The organism is Luteimonas sp. MC1572 (assembly GCF_016615815.1).
Classification (GTDB): domain Bacteria; phylum Pseudomonadota; class Gammaproteobacteria; order Xanthomonadales; family Xanthomonadaceae; genus Luteimonas.
This window is the reverse complement of sequence record NZ_CP067112.1, coordinates 1660523-1679836: the sequence shown is the minus strand read 5'-3', so window position 1 is coordinate 1679836 and position 19314 is coordinate 1660523. Positions and strand designations below refer to the sequence as shown.

General features: G+C 71.3%; 12 protein-coding genes. 9 read left to right on the top strand and 3 right to left on the bottom strand.

Going from position 1 to position 19314, the window contains the following annotated elements; genetic code table 11:
- The first annotated feature begins 15 nt into the window (after positions 1-15).
- The 4 genes from JGR64_RS07545 to JGR64_RS07530 all read left to right on the top strand — a co-directional run bounded on the left by JGR64_RS07545 (position 16) and on the right by JGR64_RS07530 (position 6948).
- Positions 16-3120, top strand: coding sequence for a discoidin domain-containing protein (locus JGR64_RS07545; protein ID WP_199373230.1), 3105 nt, complete (start codon positions 16-18; stop codon positions 3118-3120).
- Between the two features lie 106 nt (positions 3121-3226).
- Entirely contained in the window at positions 3227-4024 is a 798-nt protein-coding gene (locus tag JGR64_RS07540) for an N-formylglutamate amidohydrolase (RefSeq protein ID WP_199372764.1), read from the top strand.
- Positions 4017-5894 (top strand): flavohemoglobin expression-modulating QEGLA motif protein, encoded by a 1878-nt coding sequence (locus JGR64_RS07535; RefSeq protein ID WP_199372763.1) that lies wholly within the window; start codon positions 4017-4019, stop codon positions 5892-5894. Before JGR64_RS07540 ends, JGR64_RS07535 begins: the two co-directional genes overlap by 8 nt.
- Before the next feature lie 4 nt (positions 5895-5898).
- Positions 5899-6948, top strand: a complete 1050-nt coding sequence (locus JGR64_RS07530) for a glutathione synthetase (protein WP_199372762.1) — start codon at positions 5899-5901, stop codon at positions 6946-6948.
- Positions 6949-6975: 27 nt separating this feature from the next.
- On the opposite strand, the gene pgl is transcribed toward JGR64_RS07530, so the two are convergent.
- Together pgl and JGR64_RS07520 are read right to left on the bottom strand one after the other, a co-directional pair.
- Positions 6976-7719: a 6-phosphogluconolactonase gene (gene pgl, locus JGR64_RS07525; protein ID WP_234446929.1), complete on the bottom strand. Its 744-nt coding sequence runs from the start codon at positions 7717-7719 to the stop codon at positions 6976-6978.
- Positions 7720-7828: 109 nt separating this feature from the next.
- Positions 7829-9208 (bottom strand): GH1 family beta-glucosidase, encoded by a 1380-nt coding sequence (locus JGR64_RS07520; RefSeq protein ID WP_199372761.1) that lies wholly within the window; start codon positions 9206-9208, stop codon positions 7829-7831.
- A gap of 136 nt (positions 9209-9344) precedes the next feature.
- Here JGR64_RS07520 and ugpC point away from each other — a divergent pair, with 136 nt between their 5' ends.
- Positions 9345-10457, top strand: a complete 1113-nt coding sequence (gene ugpC / locus JGR64_RS07515) for a sn-glycerol-3-phosphate ABC transporter ATP-binding protein UgpC (RefSeq protein ID WP_199372760.1) — start codon at positions 9345-9347, stop codon at positions 10455-10457.
- Between the two features lie 117 nt (positions 10458-10574).
- Here the strand turns inward: ugpC and JGR64_RS07510 are convergent, their stop codons facing one another.
- Positions 10575-11477, bottom strand: a complete 903-nt coding sequence (locus tag JGR64_RS07510; protein WP_199372759.1) for a DNA ligase — start codon at positions 11475-11477, stop codon at positions 10575-10577.
- A 211-nt stretch (positions 11478-11688) separates the two neighbouring features.
- Between JGR64_RS07510 and smc the strand changes: the two genes are divergently transcribed.
- The 4 genes from smc to epmA are packed head-to-tail and all read left to right on the top strand — an operon-like array spanning position 11689 to position 19306.
- Positions 11689-15192, top strand: coding sequence for a chromosome segregation protein SMC (gene smc / locus JGR64_RS07505; RefSeq protein WP_199372758.1), 3504 nt, complete (start codon positions 11689-11691; stop codon positions 15190-15192).
- A 19-nt stretch (positions 15193-15211) separates the two neighbouring features.
- On the top strand, positions 15212-15958 hold the full coding sequence (zipA, locus tag JGR64_RS07500) for a cell division protein ZipA (protein ID WP_199372757.1): 747 nt from the start codon (positions 15212-15214) through the stop codon (positions 15956-15958).
- A gap of 43 nt (positions 15959-16001) precedes the next feature.
- Positions 16002-18356 carry an NAD-dependent DNA ligase LigA gene (gene ligA / locus JGR64_RS07495; RefSeq protein WP_199372756.1) on the top strand — a complete coding sequence of 785 codons (2355 nt, stop codon included), beginning with the start codon at positions 16002-16004 and terminating at the stop codon, positions 18354-18356.
- On the top strand, positions 18353-19306 hold the full coding sequence (gene epmA / locus JGR64_RS07490) for an EF-P lysine aminoacylase EpmA (protein ID WP_199372755.1): 954 nt from the start codon (positions 18353-18355) through the stop codon (positions 19304-19306). Before ligA ends, epmA begins: the two co-directional genes overlap by 4 nt.
- The last annotated feature ends 8 nt before the right edge of the window (positions 19307-19314 follow it).

Genomic DNA, 19314 nt, shown 5'->3' with positions numbered 1-19314 from the left:
CTGGCCATGGCCGGCATGGCCGCGCTGCCGGCGGTGGCGCAGGAGGTGCTGTCCACGCGTGTGCTGGACGATTTTTCCGATCCCGCCGCATGGCGCGTGGTCACCTCCAACCAGGTAAGCGGCGCGATCCGCCAGGTCGACGGCGCCGACGGCGCGGCGCTGTGCCTGGACTACGACTTCAACGGCGTTTCCGGCTATGCCGGCATCCAGCGCAACCTGGCCATCACCTATCCCGGCAACTACCGCTTCGACCTGCAGCTGCGCGGCAACGCGCCGGCCAACGACCTGCAGTTCAAGCTGGTGGACGCCAGCGGCGACAACGTGTGGTGGGTGAACCAGCCGAAATACGCGCTTCCGAAGCGCTGGACCGCGGTGCGCCACAAGACACGCCACGTGGTACGCGCCTGGGGGCCGGATCCCGACCCGGTGCTGCGCGCCAGCAGCCGGCTCGAGTTCACCGTGTACAACAACGTCGGCGGACGCGGCTCGGTGTGCTTCGACGCGCTCACCTTCAGCGAACTGGCGCCGGTCGATGCCAGCCCGCTGTCTGTCAGTGCATCGGCCACCGCGGGCGATGCCGCGGCCGCGGTCGACGGGAATAGCGAGACGGCATGGCGTGCCGCCAACGTCGCGCCGGCGGGGCAGCGGCTGGTGCTGGATCTCGGCAGCGTCCGCGAGTTCGGCGGGCTGGTGCTCGACTGGCTGCCCGGTGCGCACGCCTCGCGCTACGACGTCCAGCTGTCCGACGACGGCCTGGCCTGCCGCGACGTGCGCAGCGTGACGGGCGGCAACGGTGGGCGTGACTGGATCGCGCTGTCGGAGGCGGAAGCCCGCTATCTGGCGCTCGACCTCCGCGCGGGGCCAGGCGACAGCTTCGCGCTGGCCGCGGCACGGCTGCAGCCCTTGGCCTTCTCGGCCCACGCCAACGACTTCGTGAAAGCGGTGGCCGCCGACGCGCCGCGCGGCTGGTTTCCACGCGGCTTCAGCGGCGAGCAGCCGTACTGGACGATGCTGGGGACCGATGGCGGTCTGCAGCAGGGCCTGATCGGCGAAGACGGCGCGATCGAAGTGGGCAAGGGTGGGTTCAGTCTCGAGCCGTTCGTGACCGTGGACGGCAAGCTGGTGAGCTGGGCGGACGCGGCGCCGCGGCAGTCGCTGCAGGACGGCTACCTGCCGGTGCCGAGCGTCGACTGGCGGCACGGCGACATGGCGCTGCGCATCACCGCATTCGCGCAAGGGACGCCTGCCGCGTCGCAGCTGGTGGCGCGCTACCGGCTTGCCAACAGCGGCGCCCGCGCCCGCGAATTCACTCTGGCGTTGGCCGCGCGTCCGCTGCAGGTCAATCCGCCGGCGCAGTTCCTCAACACCCTGGGCGGTGTGAGCCCGATCGATTCGATCGCCGTGGACGGCGGCACCATCAGCGTCGCCGGCGTGCCGCGCGTGTTCGCCAAGCAGGTGCCGACTGCCGCGTTCGCGACCTCGTTCGACGCCGGCATGGCCGTCGCCCATCTCGCGAGCGGCAACTTGCCCGCCACGACGCGCGTGGAGCGTGATTCCACCGGGCTGGCGTCGGCGGCGCTGGTCTACCGCATGCGCCTGGCGCCGGGCGAAGTGCGCAGCATCGAGGTGATGGTGCCGCTGACCGGCGGCAGCGGACCGGCGCGGCGCTGGTGGGATGCCGACGCGCTGCAGCGCGAGGTCGCCGGCGACTGGCGCGGCAAGCTCGACCAGGTGCGCCTGGACCTGCCGCCGCAGGGCCAGGTGCTGGCCGACACCCTGCGCACCGCGCTGGCGCACATGCTGGTCAGCCGCGTCGGGCCGCGCCTGCAGCCCGGCACGCGCGCCTATGCGCGCAGCTGGATCCGCGACGGCGCGATGATCGCCGAAGGGCTGCTGCGGCTGGGCCGCGATGACGCGGTACGCGAATACCTCGAGTGGTACGCGCCGCACCAGTTCGACGACGGCATGGTGCCGTGCTGCGTCGACGACCGCGGCAGCGACCCGGTGCCCGAGAACGACAGTCACGGCGAGCTGGTCTTCACCATCGCCGAGTACTGGCGCTACAGCGGCGACCGCGCGTTCCTGGAGCGCATGTGGCCGCACGTGCGTGGCGCGTTCGACTACATGGAACGCCTGCGCGCGAGCGAGCGCACCGAGGCCAACCGCGCGCGCAACCCGGCCTTCTACGGAATGATGCCGGCGTCGATCAGCCACGAAGGCTATTCGGCGAAGCCGATGCACTCGTACTGGGACAACTTCTGGGCGCTGCGCGGTTACAAGGACGCGGTGGTGGTGGCGGAGGCGCTCGGACACGTGGACGACGCGGCACGCATGGCCGCCGCACGCGACCAGTTCCGCGGCGACCTGGACGCCTCGCTGCGCGCCGCAGCCCGGCTTCACGGCGTCGACTACCTGCCGGGTGCCGCCGAGCTCGGTGACTTCGATGCCACCTCGACCACCATCGCGCTTGCGCCGGGCGGCGAGCAGGGGCGCCTGCCCGCCGACCTGCTGCACAACACCTTCGAGCGCTACTGGCGCGAGTTCAGCGAGCGCCGCGACGGCACGCGCGCGTGGACCGCGTACACGCCGTACGAATGGCGCAACGTCGGCGCCTTCGTGCGCCTCGGCTGGCGCGGGCGCGCGCAGGAAGCGGCGCAGTGGTTCCTCGCCGACCGCGCGCCCCCGGCCTGGAACCAGTGGGCCGAGGTGGTCACGCCCACGCCACGCACGCCGTTCTTCCTCGGCGACCTGCCGCATGCGTGGGTGGCGTCGGACTTCGTCCGCTCCGCGCTGGACATGTTCGCCTACGTGCGCGAGGTCGATGACAGCATCGTGCTGGCCGCCGGTGTTCCCGAGGACTGGCTGGCGCATGGCGTCGCCGTCGATGGCTTGCGCATGCCGCAGGGCACGCTGCGCTATTCGCTGCGAGGCGATGGCGGCGCGCTTGTGCTGGAGGTCAGGGAGGGCCTGGTGCCGCCGGCGGGCGGACTTGTCCTGCCCTGGCCCTATCGCGGGTCCGCACCCGGTGCGACGACCATCAACGGCGTGCCGGCTGCCTGGCAGGGCGGCGAACTGCGCCTCGCAGAGCTGCCGGCGCGCGTCGAGGTGTCGCTGCGCTGACGGCCGCGGCCACATCCCGATCACGTCGCGGCGGATAGAACAGGCGCTGCCGCGGCTGTCGCGGCGCGCGCCCGTGGAGCCCGCCCTGACTGCCGTCGAACCGTCCATGACAATGCCGCCTGCCGCCGCCTGGTGGACGCTGCAGCGCGCGGATGACGCCGTGTTCGCGACCGCCATCCATGACGGGCATGCGCTGCGCCCCGAAGTCGCCGCGGCGATGCGGCTGCCGGATGCCGAGCGCCTGCGCGAAGAGGATCCATTCACGGGACAGGCGATAGCCGGCGTTCCCGGCCGTGTGGTCGTGCACCGCTCGCGGTTCGAGGTCGACCTCAACCGGGCCGCCGACCAAGCCGTGTATCGCGTGCCGGAGCAATGTTGGGGCCTGCACCTGTGGGACGCACCGCCGGACGAGGCCTTCGTGCAGCATTCGCTGCGCCTGCACCACGCCTTCTATCGCACCCTCGCCACCGTGTTCGACGACCTGGTGCGCCACCACGGCCGGTTCGTGGTGTTCGACGTGCACAGCTACAACCATCGGCGCGACGGCCCGACCGCTGCGGCGACGCCGGCGGAGGATGCGCCCGAGGTCAACATCGGCACTTGGTCGATGCCGCGCGGGCGCTGGGCCGGCCTGCTCGACCCACTCATGGACACCATGCGCGCGGTCGACTTCAACGGGCGCCACGCCGACGTGCGCGAGAACATCGCCTTCCAGGGGCGTGGCGAGCTTGCGCGCTTCGTGCATGCGCGCTACCCGGAGACCGGCTGCGCGATCGCGCTGGAATTCAAGAAGACCTTCATGGACGAATGGACGGGAGTGCCGGACCCCGCGGAGCTCGCGGCCATGCGCCGCCTGGTCGATGCCGCGGCGGCCCATGCCCGCGAGTGGCTCGCGCATGCCTGAACCCGTTCGCCCCGGTCCCCGCGTGCAGAAGCCGCCGGCGCCGGACTTCGGTCTTGGCGCATGGCGCCGCGAGCTCGACGCCGGCGGTCGCGTGCACATCGACCGGCCGCTGCCGTTCCTGGTGCTCAACCGCTATGCCGACGAGGCCGCGAGCATCGCGCGCCGCCTCGCGACCATCAGCGCGGCACACCTGGTGTGGCCGGCGGGCGGGGACGCGGACGCGGGGGCCATCACGCGCCTCGATTCCGTGCTGGCCCACCAGGCGCGGGACTTTCCGAGCTACCTGCTGCTGTGGCTGCACGACCTGCCACGCGACGCTTCGATCGCCGAGGACAGCCCGCGCCTGGAGCCGTTCCGGTTCACCGTGGCCGCAAGCGGCGGCGCACCCGCCCATGCGGCCGCGCGGCGCCTGCGCGACGCGCTGGCCGGGGCGTGCATCGAGCTTCGCGAAGCGGCGATCGAGGATGCCGGCGCGCCCGACCTGCCGGCGGCGCTCGCCGCGCTGGTGGAAGGCAGCGCAGGCATCGGCGTGCTGTCGTTGGGGCTGCCGCGCATCTACCTCGCCCCGGGCAGCGATGCGGTGTACCCGCAGGTGTTCCACGAACTGGAAACGCTGGCGTTCGATGCCTTGTTGCAGGCGCTGGCCGCGTTCGTCGAAGCCGCCACGCCGGACATCCGCGTCCCGCACCGCACGCTGGGGCGGAGCCGCTTCATCAAGGCCGCGGTCGCCGTCGACCGCGACCTGGCGGCAATCAGCGCCTCGTTCGATTTCCTGCTCTCGGTGTCGCCGATCAATACCGTCGAGGCGATGGAGCGCTTCCACGCGGCCGGAAGCGACAAGGCGCCGGAGTTCCGCTACCGGCCGTTGACCGTCAGTCCGGAGCTCTCCAAGCGTGCGCTGTACTCGATCGACGTCCGCGCCGTGGAAGATCCCGTCCTGGAACAGCTGTTCCTGCAGAAGCAGCGCGAGCTCGACCAGCAGCTGACCATGCTCCAGGGCCGCAACACCCCGGCGTTCAAGTACGCCTCGGTCATCCAGTACGGTGCGGTCGAAGCGTCGCTGCTGGGCGAGGCGCGCGGGATCCTCGCGCGCGAGGACGCCGCCGCCGGCAACGAAGACACGGCCTGTGTCGATTGCCACGCCGTGCGCGAGGCGGCGGAAGCGCTGATCGCCCGCTACCGCCACAAGGCGCCGCTGTTCCAGGCCGAGGTCTGCCTGCGCGACGACATCGCCCCCGGGCTGATGGTCTCCGGGCGCTCGGTGCTGGTTTCCACCGCCACGCGCATGCGCCGCTGGCGGCTGGATGCGCTGCTGCAGCACGAGGTCGGGGTACACGTGCTCACCTGCGTCAACGGCAGCGCGCAGGGGCTGTCGATATTCGGCAGCGGCCTGGCCGGCTACGAGGGCATCCAGGAAGGGCTCGGCGTGTTCGCGGAATACCTGGTGGGCGGCCTGGGGCGGTCGCGCCTGCGGCTGCTCGCGGCCCGTGTCGTCGTGGTCGATGCGATGCTCGACGGCGCGGAATTCGTCGACTGCGATCGCATGCTGCGCCGCGACCATGGCTTCACGCCGCGCGCCGCGTTCAACATCGTCGCCCGCGTGTTCCGTTCCGGCGGCCTCGCCAAGGATGCGATCTACCTGCGCGGGCTGAAGGAAGTCTTTGCGTGGGTTGCGGGCGGCCGGCCGCTGGACGCCTTCTGGACCGGCAAGATCGCCGCGTCCCACGTGCCCGTGGTCGACGAACTGCGTGCGCGCGGAATCCTGCGCGAGCCGGCGGTGCTGCCCGAATTCCTCTCGCGGCCGGAGGCGCGCGCGCGGCTGGCGCGCGTGCGTGGCGGCGAACCCTTCCTCGAACTTGTCCAGGCCTGAAACCATGCTGATCGCCTTCTATGTCAACGACCTCGAAACCGAGTACGCCGGCTACACCACAACCGTGCTCGCGCACGAGGCGTCGCGCCGCGGCCACCACGTCTGCTACATGACGCCGGGCGATTTCGTGCTGGGCACGGACGACCGCATGCGCGCGCACGTGCACATGGTGCCGCCGCTGAAATCCGGCAAGCGCACGCAGGAAAAGTTCTTCGCCGACCTCCAGGCGGTCACCCGCAAGAAGCTGGTCGACATCACCGACATCGACGTGCTGATGCTGCGCAGCGACCCGTCGAACGATGCGGCCACGCGCCCGTGGGCCGAGTCGGTGGGTGTCCAGTTCGGCCGCCTGGCCGCGATGCGCGGCTGCCTGGTGCTCAACGACCCGGACGCGCTGGCCAAGGCCGCCAACAAGCTGTATTTCCAGTCGTTTCCGCGCGCGGTGCGGGCCGAGACCCTGATCAGCCGCCAGGCCTCCGACATCAAGGCCTTCGCCAAACAGCATGCCGGCAATATCGTGCTCAAGCCGCTGCAGGGCTCGGGCGGGCAGGGCGTGTTCCTGGTGGACCAGAAGTCCGGCGGCAACCTCAACCAGATGATCGAGGCGATCGGCCGCGACGGTTACATCATTGCCCAGGCGTGGGTACCGGAGGCGGAGAAGGGCGACATCCGCCTGTTCCTGATGAACGGCGTACCGCTCGAGATCGACGGCAAGTACGCGGCGATGCGCCGCGTCGGCGCCAAGGAGGACATCCGCAGCAACATCCACGCCGGCGGCAAGGCCAAGCCGGTGCGCATCACCGAACGCGAGTTGCGCGTCGCCGAGCTGATCCGGCCGAAGCTGGTGCGCGATGGCATGTTCCTGGTCGGCATCGACATCATCGGCGACACCATCCTCGAGGTGAACGTGTTCTCGCCCGGCAACCTCGGCTCGTGCAGCGCGCTCGCTGGGGTCAATTTCGCGGACAAGATCCTGGGGTCGATCGAGCGCAAGCTGGAAGTGGCTGCCGGTTTCCCGGGGCATTTCGACAACCGCGCGCTCGCGGTGTTGTAGGCCATCGCCGGCCGCGGCCGGCAGCGATCAAGGGCACCACAGGATGCGCAGTGGCGCTCCGGGCGTCAGGAAGGCGATGCGAATCGGGAACTCCGCGGGGTCGTCGCCGGCGAGCACGCGCTCGAGCAGCGCGCGCTTGTGCAGGCCGCGGATCAGCAGGAACCGGCTGTGGGCCGGCGCGATGCCGGCCGGCGTGAGGCTGATGCGGCGCGGCCATTGCTCGGCGCCCGGGCAGCCGCGCGCATCCACCGCGACGTAGGGGCGCGTCGAGGCGAATGCGTCGTCGAGCCCGCGCATGCCCGGGAACAGCGATGCGGTGTGCCCATCGTCGCCCATGCCCAGCACGACCACGCCCGCGGCCTGTCGGGCGTGCATGTTGGCTGTGGTCACCGCCTCTTCGATGCTGCGCCCGGCACGGGTGATCGCCTCGAAGCGCGCGCGCGCGGCATGGTTGCGCAGCAGGGATTCGCGCACCAGGCGGGCGTTGCTGTCGACGTCGTCGGGGAGCAGCCAGCGTTCGTCGACAAGCGCGACATCGACGCGCTCCCACTCGATCGGTGCCCGGGACAGGGCCTCGTAAGCCGCTCCCGGGGTGTTGCCCCCCGAAAGCAGCAGGCGTGCGCGCGGCTGCTGCTCCAGGTCGCGCTTGAGCGCCGCCGAGACCGACACCGCGGCCGCCCACGCCCACTGCGTGGCGTCCTGGAAGGCCTCGAACTGCACGCGGCCGTCGAGCAGGGTGTCACCGACGTGCGCGGCGCCGCGTCCGGTCACGCGGCGGGCCGGCGCGCTGTGGGGTGGGCACCGGCGTCGTCGTGCGAGGCGGTGTATGCGTTGGCGCCGGACAGCAGGTGCGTGTCGTGCATGTCGGCGCTGTCCCGGGTCAGTAAGGCAGGGGGTCGGCGAGGGCGCGCCCGTTGCTGGCGATCACCCCGGAGTACCAGTGCGCACTGTCCTTCGGCGTGCGCTGCTGGGTGCCGTAGTCGACGTGCACGATGCCGAAGCGCTTGGAATAGCCGAGTGACCATTCCAGGTTGTCGAGCAGCGACCAGGCCATGTAGCCGCGCACGTCGACGCCCGCGGTGATGGCGTCGTGCACGGCCGTGATGTGCTTGCGCAGGTAGTCGATGCGCAGCGGGTCGCGCACGCGGCCGCCCTCGGCCACCGGCGGGTCGAAGAACGCCGCGCCGTTCTCGGTGATGTACAGCGGCAGGTCGCCGTAGGTGTCCTTGAACCACAGCAGCAGTTCGGTCAGCGCCTTCGGGAACACTTCCCAGCCGGTCTCGGTATAGGTCGCGCCCGGCTGGCGCACGCCGCCGGCGCGCAGCGGGTAGCTGGCGTCGGCCCGCGTCACGCTGCGCGTGTAGTAGTTGATGCCGACGAAATCCAGCGGCTGGCGGATCAGGTCGAAGTCGACGGGGTCGATCTCCGGCCAGGCGTCGCCGAACACCTCGGCCAGCTCCGGCGGATAGCGGCCGAGCAGGGCGGGGTGCAGGTATTGCTCGTTCATGTAGGCGTGGGCGCGCTTCACCGCTGCCTCGTCTTCGGCCGAGTCGCTGGCCGCATGCTTGGGCTCGATGTTCACCACCAGGCCGATCTCGTGCTTGCCCTCGGCGCGATACGCCTGCACCGCGGCTCCGTGCGCGCGCATCAGGTTGTGCGACGCGATGGGTGCCTCGTAACGGCTGCGGTGGCCGGGCGCCAGCGCGCCGTGCAGGTAGCCACCATCGGTGATCACCCACGGCTCGTTGAGCGTCACCCACTTCTTCACCCGGCCATCGAGCGCGCGGTACAGCGTGGTGCCGTACTCGGCGAACCAGTCGGCGCAGTCGCGGTTGAGCCAGCCGCCCTTGTCGTCGAGCGCTGCCGGCAGGTCCCAGTGGAACAGCGTGAGCAGCGGCTCGATGTCGTTGGCCAGCAGTTCGTCCACCAGGCGTGAGTAGAAGTCCACGCCGGCCTGGTTGACACGGCCGATGCCCTCGGGATGGATCCGCGACCACGACACGCTGAAGCGGTACGCCTTCAGCCCGAGCTCGCGCATCAGCGCGACGTCGTCCTTCCAGCGGTTGTAGTGGTCGCAGGCGATGTCGCCGGTGTCGCCGTTCAAGGTCATGCCCGGCGTATGCGCGAAACGCGTCCAGATGCTCGGGCCGGCGCCGTCCGCCATGGGCGATCCCTCGATCTGGTGCGCGGCGGTGGCGGCGCCCCAGAGGAAGCCCTCCGGGAAGCGCAGGTCGCGAGTCGGGGAAGCGTCGGTCGGCATCGGTGAGGGGTCCGGGAGTCGTGAAGGCTGGAAGCGGTTACATGCCAGAATAGCGGAAGCCGTCCGGCGCGTTGTCAACGCCGGTCGCGGCGCGCGGCGCTGCTTCGCGCGCATGTTTCCACGCATGGGAGATGGCATGGCGCAGGTGCGGCTCGACCACGTCCGCAAGGTCTACCCCGACGGCTTCGTCGCGGTGTCCGATGCCGGTTTCGAAGTGGCCGATGGCGAACTGCTGGTGCTGGTTGGCCCATCGGGCTGCGGCAAGTCCACCCTGCTGCGGATGATCGCCGGGCTGGAGGCGGTGAGCGGCGGCACCATCACCATCGGCGACAGGATCGTCAACGATGTCGCCCCGCGCGACCGCGACATCGCCATGGTGTTCCAGAGCTACGCGCTGTATCCGCACATGAGCGTCGCCGGCAACCTGGCGTTCGGCCTGAAGCTGCGCGGGCACGACAAGGCCACGATTGCCGCGCGCGTGGGCGAAGCCGCGCGCATGCTGGGCATCGAGGACCTGCTGGAGCGCAAGCCGGCGGCGCTGTCGGGCGGTCAGCGGCAGCGCGTTGCCCTGGGGCGTGCGCTGGTGCGCCAGCCGCAGGTCTTCCTGCTCGATGAGCCGTTGTCCAACCTCGATGCGCGGCTGCGCGCGGCGATGCGGGTGGAGATCGCGCGCCTGCATCGCAGCCTCGGCGCGACCATGGTCTACGTCACCCACGACCAGGTCGAGGCCATGACCCTGGGGCAGCGCATCGTGGTGCTTGACGGAGGCCGCATCCGCCAGATCGACACGCCGATGGCCCTCTACGAACGCCCGGCCGACGTGTTCGTGGCGACTTTCCTGGGCAGCCCGGCGATGAACGTGATCGCCGGTCGGCTCGACGCGGATCGCGCCGGCTTTGTCGCCAGCGACGGCATGCGGATTCCACTGCCGGGGTTGCATGCGTCTAGCGAATGGTCCGGACGGCCGCTGCTGCTTGGCGTGCGCCCCGAGCACCTGCTGCGTGCGGAGCGGGGCGACGCCGCGGGCGGCGCGTTCGACGCGCTGGTGGAAGTGGTGGAGCCGGTGGGCAACGAAGTCTTCGTCAATCTCCGGCTCGGCGACCACACGCTGGTGGCGCGGCTGCCGCCGGGCGCGCTGCCGCGTCCTGGTGAATCCATCTCGCTGCGCGTGGCAGTCGAACACGTGCATGTCTTCGATGGTGCGCCCGGCGCTGATGGCGCCCGGTTGGAGGCGGATGGAGGAGGCTGACGCGGTCTGGTCTGCACACTGCGGCCTGCCGGAAGCGTGTGCGCGGTGTGGGAGTTCGAGCCTGGCGCTGCGCTGCAGTGGGCGTTGCGGCACTCGGCGCCGGGGGGCGCAATCGGGTCAACGCTGCCCCGGCGCGTCCTCGGGCGTGCGGATGCGCAGGAAGCGTGCGAAACGCGGTAGCCCGGTGCCGGTGTAGCCGTTGTAGCGGTAGGTGACGAGACTGCCCACGGGCGGCGGGGTGGCGCGTTCGGCATCGCTCAGGCCACTGCCCAGCCGGAAGCGTGTGCCGTCGGCCCGTTCCACCAGCAGCGCTCCCAGCATGCCGGCGTACTTGCCGTTGCCGGGCAGGTGCGCCACGACCCGGGCCTCGGCATCGTCGTGCGGCTTGAGCTTGCGCAGTCCATCGCTGCGGCCCGCCGTGTACAGCGCGGTGCCGTGGTGGAGCATCAGTCCTTCGCCGCCCGCGGACAGCACCGCCGCCAGCCGCGCCTGCAGGCCCGCGGCATCGGCCACCCGCGATTGCGCCACGGCGCGCAGCCACGGCGGCGCGCCGACGCCCGACAGCGTGCGCATGGCCGCGACGCGCGCCGCGAACGGGCCGCCGTGTTCGGGCAGGTCGAACACCAGGAAGCGGACCGCGCGCCAGGCGTCATCGTTGCGGCTGCGGCGGAGCAGGGCGGCGACCTCGTCGAAGCGCCCACGGCCCAGCCAGAGCTCACCGTCCATGGCGTGTTGCGGCCAGCCGGCGGTGAACCAGTCGGGCGGGTCGATGGCATGCCCCGCCCGCGTCCACAGGCGGCGGCCGTCCCAGCGGCCGCGGACGCCGTCGAGCTTTTCGCTGACCCAGTAGCCGGCGACATCGCCTGGAAGAGCATCCGCAGGCGCGCCTGCCGTGGCGGCGGCGTGCATCAGGCCGGGCTGGGCAGTCAGCGCCACCGGCGCGGCAAACGTGCAGGCACAGGCCCAGGCCAGCGCGGCGGCGCGGAGGGCCGTGACGTTGGCGGGAAGGCGGCATGTCATGGCGTACCTCGTGCGTGTGGCGTCGGGCCAGCCTGCGGCGCCATCGGCGAGGCGCGTATCGGCTGCCGGCGCGGTCTGCGGTCAGGGTGTCCCGCACCGCCGGGCCGGCCATCCCGGGGCCCGACGGGGGCCGGGGCGGACTCGCGCCGCGGAGGTGCCGCTATACTCGAGTCGTTGCGGCCTGCCGCCGCCGAGGCTCCCAGACCGCCGCATGCGCCTGTCCACGATCAAGCTTTCCGGCTTCAAATCCTTCGTCGATCCCACCACGCTGCACCTGCCGACCAACATGACCGGCGTGGTCGGTCCCAACGGCTGCGGCAAGTCGAACATCATCGACGCCGTGCGCTGGGTGATGGGCGAGAGTTCGGCCAGCCGCCTGCGCGGCGACTCGCTGACCGACGTGATCTTCTCCGGTTCCACCGCCCGCAAGCCGGTCTCGCAGGCCACCGTCGAGCTGGTCTTCGACAACAGCGACCACACCATCACCGGCGAGTTCGCCGCCTTCAACGAGATCTCGGTGAAGCGCCTGGTCTCGCGCGACGGCCAGAGCAGCTATTACCTGAATGGGGCCAAGTGCCGCCGGCGCGACATCACCGACCTGTTCCTCGGCACGGGTCTCGGGCCGCGCAGCTACTCGATCATCGAGCAGGGGATGATCAGCCAGATCATCGAGGCCAAGCCCGAGGACCTGCGCGTGTACCTGGAAGAGGCCGCCGGCATCTCCAAGTACAAGGAGCGCCGCAAGGAAACCGAGACCCGCATCCGCCACACCCGCGAAAACCTGGACCGCCTCGGTGACCTGCGCGAGGAAGTCGGCAAGCAGCTTGGCCACTTGGCGCGCCAGGCGCGCCAGGCCGAGCAGTACACCGCCATCCAGGCCGAGCGCCGGATCCGCGACGCCGAGTGGAAGGCGCTGGAATACCGCGCGCTGGACGCGAAGCTGTCCCGCCTGCGCGAAGGGCTGTCGCAGGAAGAGACCCGCCTGCAGCAGCTGATCGCCGAACAGCGCGAGGCCGAGCGCGAGATCGAGACCGGGCGCGTGCGGCGCGAGGAGGCCATGGAGGCGCTCAACGCGGCGCAGGCGGCCGGCTACGAGGTCGGCGGCATGCTGGCGCGCGTGGAGCAGCAGATCGCGCACCAGCGCGAGCTGTCGCAGCGCCTGCTGCGCGCCCGCGAAGAGGCCGAGGACGCGTTGGCCGAGATCGGCCAGCACATCAGCGGCGACGAGGAGCGGCTTGCGATCCTGGCCGAGTCGGTGGCCGAGGCCGAACCCGCGCTGGAGATGCTGCGCGAGGACGACAGCGCCCGCCAGGACGCGCTGCGCGACGCCGAAGCCGCGCTGGCCGGCTGGCAGGAGCGCTGGGACGCGCACAGCCGCGGCCAGTCCGAGGCCGCGCGTGCCGGCGATGTCGAGCGCACCCGTGTCGACTATCTGGACCGCCAGTCGCTCGAAGCCGACCGCCGTCGCGAACAGCTCGCCACCGAGCGCGCCGCGCTCGATCTCGACGCGCTGGCCGAGGCGTTCGCCGCGGCCGCCGCGCAACACGAAACACAGTCCATCGCGATCGAGGCGCTGGGTGAAGGCCTGGAGGCGCGCAAGCAGGCCGCGCTCGATCTCCAGGACCAGCAGCGCGCCGGGCAGCAGGCGCTGTCGGACGTGCGCAAGGAGGCGCAGGAAGCGCGCGGCCGGCTGTCCTCGCTGGAGACCCTGCAGCACGCCGCGCTCGGCCAGGAGCAGGGCGCGGCGATGGCCTGGCTGCGCCAGCACGGCCTGGATTCCGGCACCCGCGTCGGCGAGGCGCTGCAGGTCGAGGCCGGCTGGGAGAACGCGGTCGAGGGCGCGCTCGGGCAGATGATCGAGGGCGTGCTGGTCGACAGCCCCGAGTCGCTGGTCGAGGCGCTCGCCGATCTTGGCGACGGCCGCATCGCGCTGGTGTCGTCCGCGGCCGGCGATGCCGACTTCGCGCCGACTTCGCTTGCCGCCCGCGTACGCGGCCCACTGGCGATCCGTCGCCTGCTGTCGCGCCTGCACGTCGCCGAGTCGCTTGACGAGGCGCGCGTGCTGCAGGCGCGACTGGACCCCGCCGACTCGGTGATCACCCGCGACGGCGAGCGCCTCGGCGCCGGCTGGCTGCGCGTGCTGCGCTCGGGCGCCGCGCGCCAGGGCGCACTGCTGCGCGAGCGCGAGATCCAGGGCCTGCGCGAACGCATCGAAGAGCTGCAGGCGCGCGAGGCCGAACTCGAGGCAGCGCAGGGCAGCGGGCGTGAGCGCCTGCTGGCCGCCGAACAGGCGCGCGAGGACGTGCAGCGCCAGATGTACCAGGCGCATCGCGCGGTGTCCGAGCTCGCCGGCCAGATGCAGGGCCAGCAGGGCCGCCTGGACGCCGCGCGCAACCGCATCGAGAAGATCGATGTCGAACTCGCGCAGCTCGCCGAGACGCTCGCAACCAGTGGCGAACAGGCGCGCGACGCCCGTGGCCGCCTGGAAGACGCGGTCACCCGCATGGGCGACCTGGAAACCACGCGACGCGAGCTCGACGCCGAGCGCGCCCGCCTGACCGAAGCACGCGATGCCGCGCGCAGCGCAGCCCGCGAGTCACGCGAGCAGGCCCACGCGCTGGCGCTCCAGCTGGAATCGCAGCGCACCCAGGTGACCGCGCTGCGCCAGGCGCTGTCGCGCATGGGCGGCCAGCGTGGCCAGCTTGATACCCGCCTGGGCGAGATCGCCGCGCAGCTCGCCGAAGGCGATACGCCGGTGGAAACGCTCGAGCAGCAGCGCCAGCTGGCGCTCGCCGAGCGCGTCCGCGCCGAACAGACGCTGGGGCAGGCGCGCAGCGCGCTGGAAGGCGTCGATGCCGGCCTGCGCGAATACGAACAGGTCCGCCACCAGCGCGACGAACAGGCCATCGCCCAGCGCGAAGCCATCGCACAGCGCCGGCTCGACCAGCAGGCCCTGGTGATCCACGCCGAGCAGCTGGCCGCTTCGGTGGTCGAGGCCGGCTTCGTGCTCGACGACGTGGTGGCCGGCCTTGCCGAAGACGCCGAGGTCACCGCCTGGGGCAAGCAGGTGCAGGACTTCGACAACCGCCTGCGCCGGCTGGAGCCGGTCAACCTGGCCGCGATCCAGGAGCATGCCGAAGCCGCGCAGCGCAAGGAGTACCTGGACAGCCAGGACGCCGATCTCACCTCGGCGCTCGACACCCTCGAGGACGCGATCCGCAAGATCGACCGCGAGACGCGTGGCCGCTTCAAGGACACCTTCGACCGCGTCAACTCCGGCGTGCAGGAAATCTATCCGCGCCTGTTCGGTGGCGGGCACGCCTACCTGGAGCTCACCGGAGAGGACCTGCTGGACACAGGCGTGGCGATCATGGCGCGGCCCCCGGGCAAGCGCGTGTCGAACATCTCGCTGCTGTCCGGCGGCGAGAAGGCGATGACCGCGGTCGCGCTGGTGTTCGCGATCTTCCAGCTCAATCCCGCGCCGTTCTGCCTGCTCGACGAAGTCGACGCGCCGCTGGACGAAGCCAACGTCGGCCGCTTCACGGCGATGGTGTCGGAAATGAGCCAGAAGGTGCAGTTCCTGTTCGTCACCCACAACAAGGCGACCATGGAGGCCGCGACGCAGCTGTCGGGCGTTACCATGCGTGAGCCTGGTGTGAGCCGGCTGGTGTCGGTCGACCTCGCCGAGGCGGCCCGCCTGGCCGGCGCCGCCTGAACCTGTAACGGAGAGCACGATGAGCGATGTATGGCTGTTGCGTCTGGGGATCCTGGTGGCAGGCGCCCTGCTGTTCGCGGCCATGTGGTACATCGGCACGCGTCCGCGCACCGGCCAGGGCCGGCGCGTGGAAAACCGCACGCCGCGTGACACGCGCATGGAACCCACGCTGGGCGCGCAGCTTGAGCGCGAGCTTGGCGATGGCGGGCAGGCGCCCGGGGACGCCGCCGTGCAGAGCGAGATGGAACTGCTGGATGGCGCGGTCGGCGGCACCGCCGGCGCCACCGTCAGCGAGTACGGCCGCCGCGTCAGCGACGAGTTCGACAAGATCGTGACCCTGTACATCGCGGCGCGCGCCGGCCAGGTGCTGCGCGGCCCGGACATCGTGGTCGCGGCCGAAAAGGCCGGCCTGACCTACGGCCACATGAACGTCTTCCACCGCCTGGTCGACGGCCACCCGGAGCGTGGTCCGGTCTTCAGCGTGGCCAACATCCGCAAGCCCGGCAGCTTCGAGATGGCCGAGATCCAGGCCATGGAAACCCCGGCGATCGCGTTCTTCCTCACGCTGCCCGCGCCGCTGCGCGCGCTGGACGCCTGGGACGCGATGCTGCCCACCGCCGAGCGCATGGCCGAGCTGCTGGACGGGGTGCTGCTGGACGAGCAGCGCAACGCCCTGGGACGGCAGCGCATCGCGCACCTGCGCGAGGAACTGCGCGCCTACGACCGCGAGCAGGAAGCACCGATCAGCCGCAGCCCGGGCTGGTAATCCGGGCGGGGCCGCCGCGCGCGGCAAGCCTTACAATCCGTCGATGCCCGAGAACGCCCCGCAGCGCGCCGCCGAACTGCGCCGACTGATCGACGACGCCAACCACCGCTACCACGTGCTCGACGATCCCGCGATCGCCGACGCCGACTACGACCGCCTGCTGCGCGAGCTGGTCGCGCTTGAAGAAGCGCATCCGCAACTGGCCACGCCCGACTCACCGACGCGGCGGGTGGGCGACGCGCCCTCCGGCAAGTTCGCCGAGGTCCGCCACGCGGTGCCGATGCTGTCGCTGGCCAATGCGTTCAGCGACGACGAGGTGGCGGAATTCGTAGCCCGCATCGTGCGCGAGACCCGTGACCAGGACCCGGTGTTCTCGGTCGAGCCCAAGTTCGATGGACTGGCGATCAGCCTGCGCTACGAAGCGGGGCTTTTCGTGCGTGGCGCCACGCGTGGCGATGGCGCGAGCGGCGAGGACGTCACCGCCAACCTGCGCACCGTCAAGGCCGTGCCGCTGCGCCTGCGCGAGCCAGGCGGGCCGGGCCCGGGCGTGCCCGAGGTGCTCGAGGTGCGCGGCGAGATATATATGCCGCGCGCCGGTTTCGATGCCTATAACCAATGGGCGCTGGCCAACGGCGCCAAGCCGCTCGCCAATCCGCGCAACGGCGCAGCGGGTTCGCTGCGCCAGCTTGATCCCGCTGTCAGCGCGCGCCGGCCGCTGGCGTTCTTCGCCTATTCGCTGGGCGTGGTGGAAGGCGTCGAGCTGCCCGATACGCATTCGCAGGCGCTGGCCTGGCTGCGTGCGCTGGGCTTCCCGGTGTCGCCGCTGGTGGAGGTGGCGCGCGGCCTCGATGGCGTGCTGGCCTACTACCGCCGCATCGGCGAGGCGCGCGACACGCTGCCCTACGACATCGACGGCGTCGTCTACAAGCTCGACCGCAGCGACCAGCAGGAGGCGATGGGTTTCGTGTCGCGCGCGCCGCGCTGGGCGATCGCGCACAAATTCGCGGCGCAGGAGGAATCCACGGTGGTCGAGGCCATCGAGGTCAATGTCGGCCGTACCGGCGCGGTGACCCCGTGGGTGCTGATGCGGCCGGTGCACGTGGGCGGCGTGACCGTCACCCGTGCCACGCTGCACAACGCCGACCAGGTCGCGCGGCTGGACGTGCGCGTGGGCGACACGGTGATCGTGCGCCGTGCGGGTGACGTGATCCCGGAGGTGCTGCGCGTGGTCGCCGAGCAGCGGCCGCCGGGCACCACGCCGTGGCGCATGCCCACCGCGTGCCCGGCCTGCGGTTCTGAGATCGTGCGCGAGGAAGGCGAGGTGGTGGCGCGCTGCAGCGGCGAGCTGGTGTGCCCGTCACAGCGCGTGCAGGGCCTGTTCCACTTCGCCTCGCGCCGGGCGATGGACATCGACGGCCTCGGCGAGCGCCTGATCCAGGCGCTGGTGGACTTCGGCTACGGCGACAGCGTGGCCGACCTGTACCGGCTCACGGTCGAGGACTTCGTGGAGATGCGGCGCCGCGCCGACGAGCGCGATCGCACCACGCCGGAAACCGTGCGCGCCGGCAAGGTCGCCACGCGCTGGGCGGAGAACCTGGTGGCGGCGATCGACCACAGCCGCGAGACCACGCTCGAGCGTTTCCTGTTCGCGCTCGGCATCGAGCACGTCGGCGAGAGCACGGCCAAGGCGCTGGCCGCCTGGTTCGGCGATCTCGAGCGCATCCGCCGCGCACCCTGGCCGCTGTTCAAGCGCGTGCCCGACGTGGGCGACGAGGTCGCGCGCGCGCTCGGCCATTTCCTCGACCAGCCGGGCAACCAGCAGGTCATCGACGCGCTGCTGGCGCGCGGCGTGCGCATCACCGACGCGCATCCGCCGTCGCCGAAGCTGCGCCAGGGCCTGGACCTCGCGACGCTGCTGGCCGACATCGGCATTCCGCGGCTGACGCCGCTGCGCGCGCGCCAATTGGCGGATGCCTTCCCCGACGTGCGCAGGCTGCTGGCTGCGGACCGCCACAACATGGTGATCGCCGGCCTGCCTGAAGAAGCCGCGGCTGCGTTCGCAGCATGGCGGACCGACCCGGCGAACGTCCGGCTGCTCGAGGCCGCGGTGGCGATGCAGGCCGACCTGCTGGCGGCCATGCCCGCGGCCGATGCAGCGGCCGGTCCGCTCGAGGGCGTCACCGCGGTGATCACCGGCACGCTGGAGTCGATGGGCCGCGATGAAGCCAAGTCACGGCTGGAAGCGCTGGGCGCGAAGGTGGCCGGCAGCGTGTCGAAGAAGACCGGCTTCGTGGTTGCCGGTGCCGAGGCGGGCTCCAAGCTGGCGAAGGCCGAAGAGCTGGGCGTGGAAGTCTGGGACGAAGCGCGGCTGCTGGCGTTCCTGGCGTCGCACGCATGAGACGGCTGGATGCACTGCGCCTGCGTGCGCGCCTCAATGCCCTGCTGCGCGAGTTCTTCGCCACGCGTGGCGTGCTCGAAGTGGAGACGCCGGTGATGTCGCGCGCCGGCAATACCGATCCCAACATCGCGTCGTTCGCGCTGCAGTTCGGTGGCCGCACCGACGGCGCGCCGCGCACCCGCTGGCTGCGCACGTCGGCCGAGTACCCGATGAAGCGCCTGCTCGCCGCCGGCGTCGGTGACTGCTACGAACTCGGCCGCGTGTTCCGCGATGGCGAAGCCGGCGGCCGCCACAATCCCGAGTTCACCATGCTCGAGTGGTACCGCGTCGGCTGGATGCTCGATCCGTTGATCGACGAGACCGCGGCGCTGGTGCAGGCGGCGCTGGCGCTGGTCGGGCGCGAGGCCACGCTGCGCAAGCTGTCGTATCGCGATGTGTACCGCGAGGCGCTCGGCCTCGACCCGATGACCGCGTCGATGGCCGAACTGCAGTCGGCGTTCGCCGGCCAGGTCGATCCCGAGGGCCTGACCCGCGACGACTGGCTCGACCTGCTGATGACGCACCACATCCAGCCGTCGTTCGCGCCCGGGCAGTTGCTGGCCATGGACGACTACCCGGCGTCGCAGTGCGCGCTGGCGAAGGTCGTGCGTCGTGACGACGTGGATGTCGCCGAGCGCTTCGAGCTGTACCTGGGCCCGCTGGAACTGGCCAACGGCTACCACGAGCTCACCGATGCCGGCGAACAGCGCGCTCGCTTCGCGCGCGACCATGCTGTTCGTGACGCCCGTGGCGCCGTGCTGCCGCCGGTCGATGAGGCGCTGCTCGGCGCGCTGGCTGACGGCCTGCCGGACTGTTCGGGCGTGGCGCTCGGCGTCGACCGCCTGCTGATGGCGATGCTCGGCAGCAATGCGATTGCCGACGTCCTAGCCTTCGATTTCGCGCACGCCTAGCGTCGCGC

Bases quoted from the DNA above. Each gene is read 5' to 3' on its own strand.
- ligA (WP_199372756.1), top strand. From the start codon at position 16,002: ATGCCCGAGAACGCCCCGCAGCGCGCCGCCGAACTGCGCCGACTGATC.
- epmA (WP_199372755.1), top strand. From the start codon at position 18,353: ATGAGACGGCTGGATGCACTGCGCCTGCGTGCGCGCCTCAATGCCCTG.
- JGR64_RS07510 (WP_199372759.1), bottom strand. From the start codon at position 11,477: ATGACATGCCGCCTTCCCGCCAACGTCACGGCCCTCCGCGCCGCCGCG.
- JGR64_RS07535 (WP_199372763.1), top strand. From the start codon at position 4,017: ATGCCTGAACCCGTTCGCCCCGGTCCCCGCGTGCAGAAGCCGCCGGCG.
- zipA (WP_199372757.1), top strand. From the start codon at position 15,212: ATGAGCGATGTATGGCTGTTGCGTCTGGGGATCCTGGTGGCAGGCGCC.
- smc (WP_199372758.1), top strand. From the start codon at position 11,689: ATGCGCCTGTCCACGATCAAGCTTTCCGGCTTCAAATCCTTCGTCGAT.
- JGR64_RS07545 (WP_199373230.1), top strand. From the start codon at position 16: ATGGCCGCGCTGCCGGCGGTGGCGCAGGAGGTGCTGTCCACGCGTGTG.
- JGR64_RS07530 (WP_199372762.1), top strand. From the start codon at position 5,899: ATGCTGATCGCCTTCTATGTCAACGACCTCGAAACCGAGTACGCCGGC.
- ugpC (WP_199372760.1), top strand. From the start codon at position 9,345: ATGGCGCAGGTGCGGCTCGACCACGTCCGCAAGGTCTACCCCGACGGC.
- JGR64_RS07520 (WP_199372761.1), bottom strand. From the start codon at position 9,208: ATGCCGACCGACGCTTCCCCGACTCGCGACCTGCGCTTCCCGGAGGGC.
- JGR64_RS07540 (WP_199372764.1), top strand. From the start codon at position 3,227: ATGACAATGCCGCCTGCCGCCGCCTGGTGGACGCTGCAGCGCGCGGAT.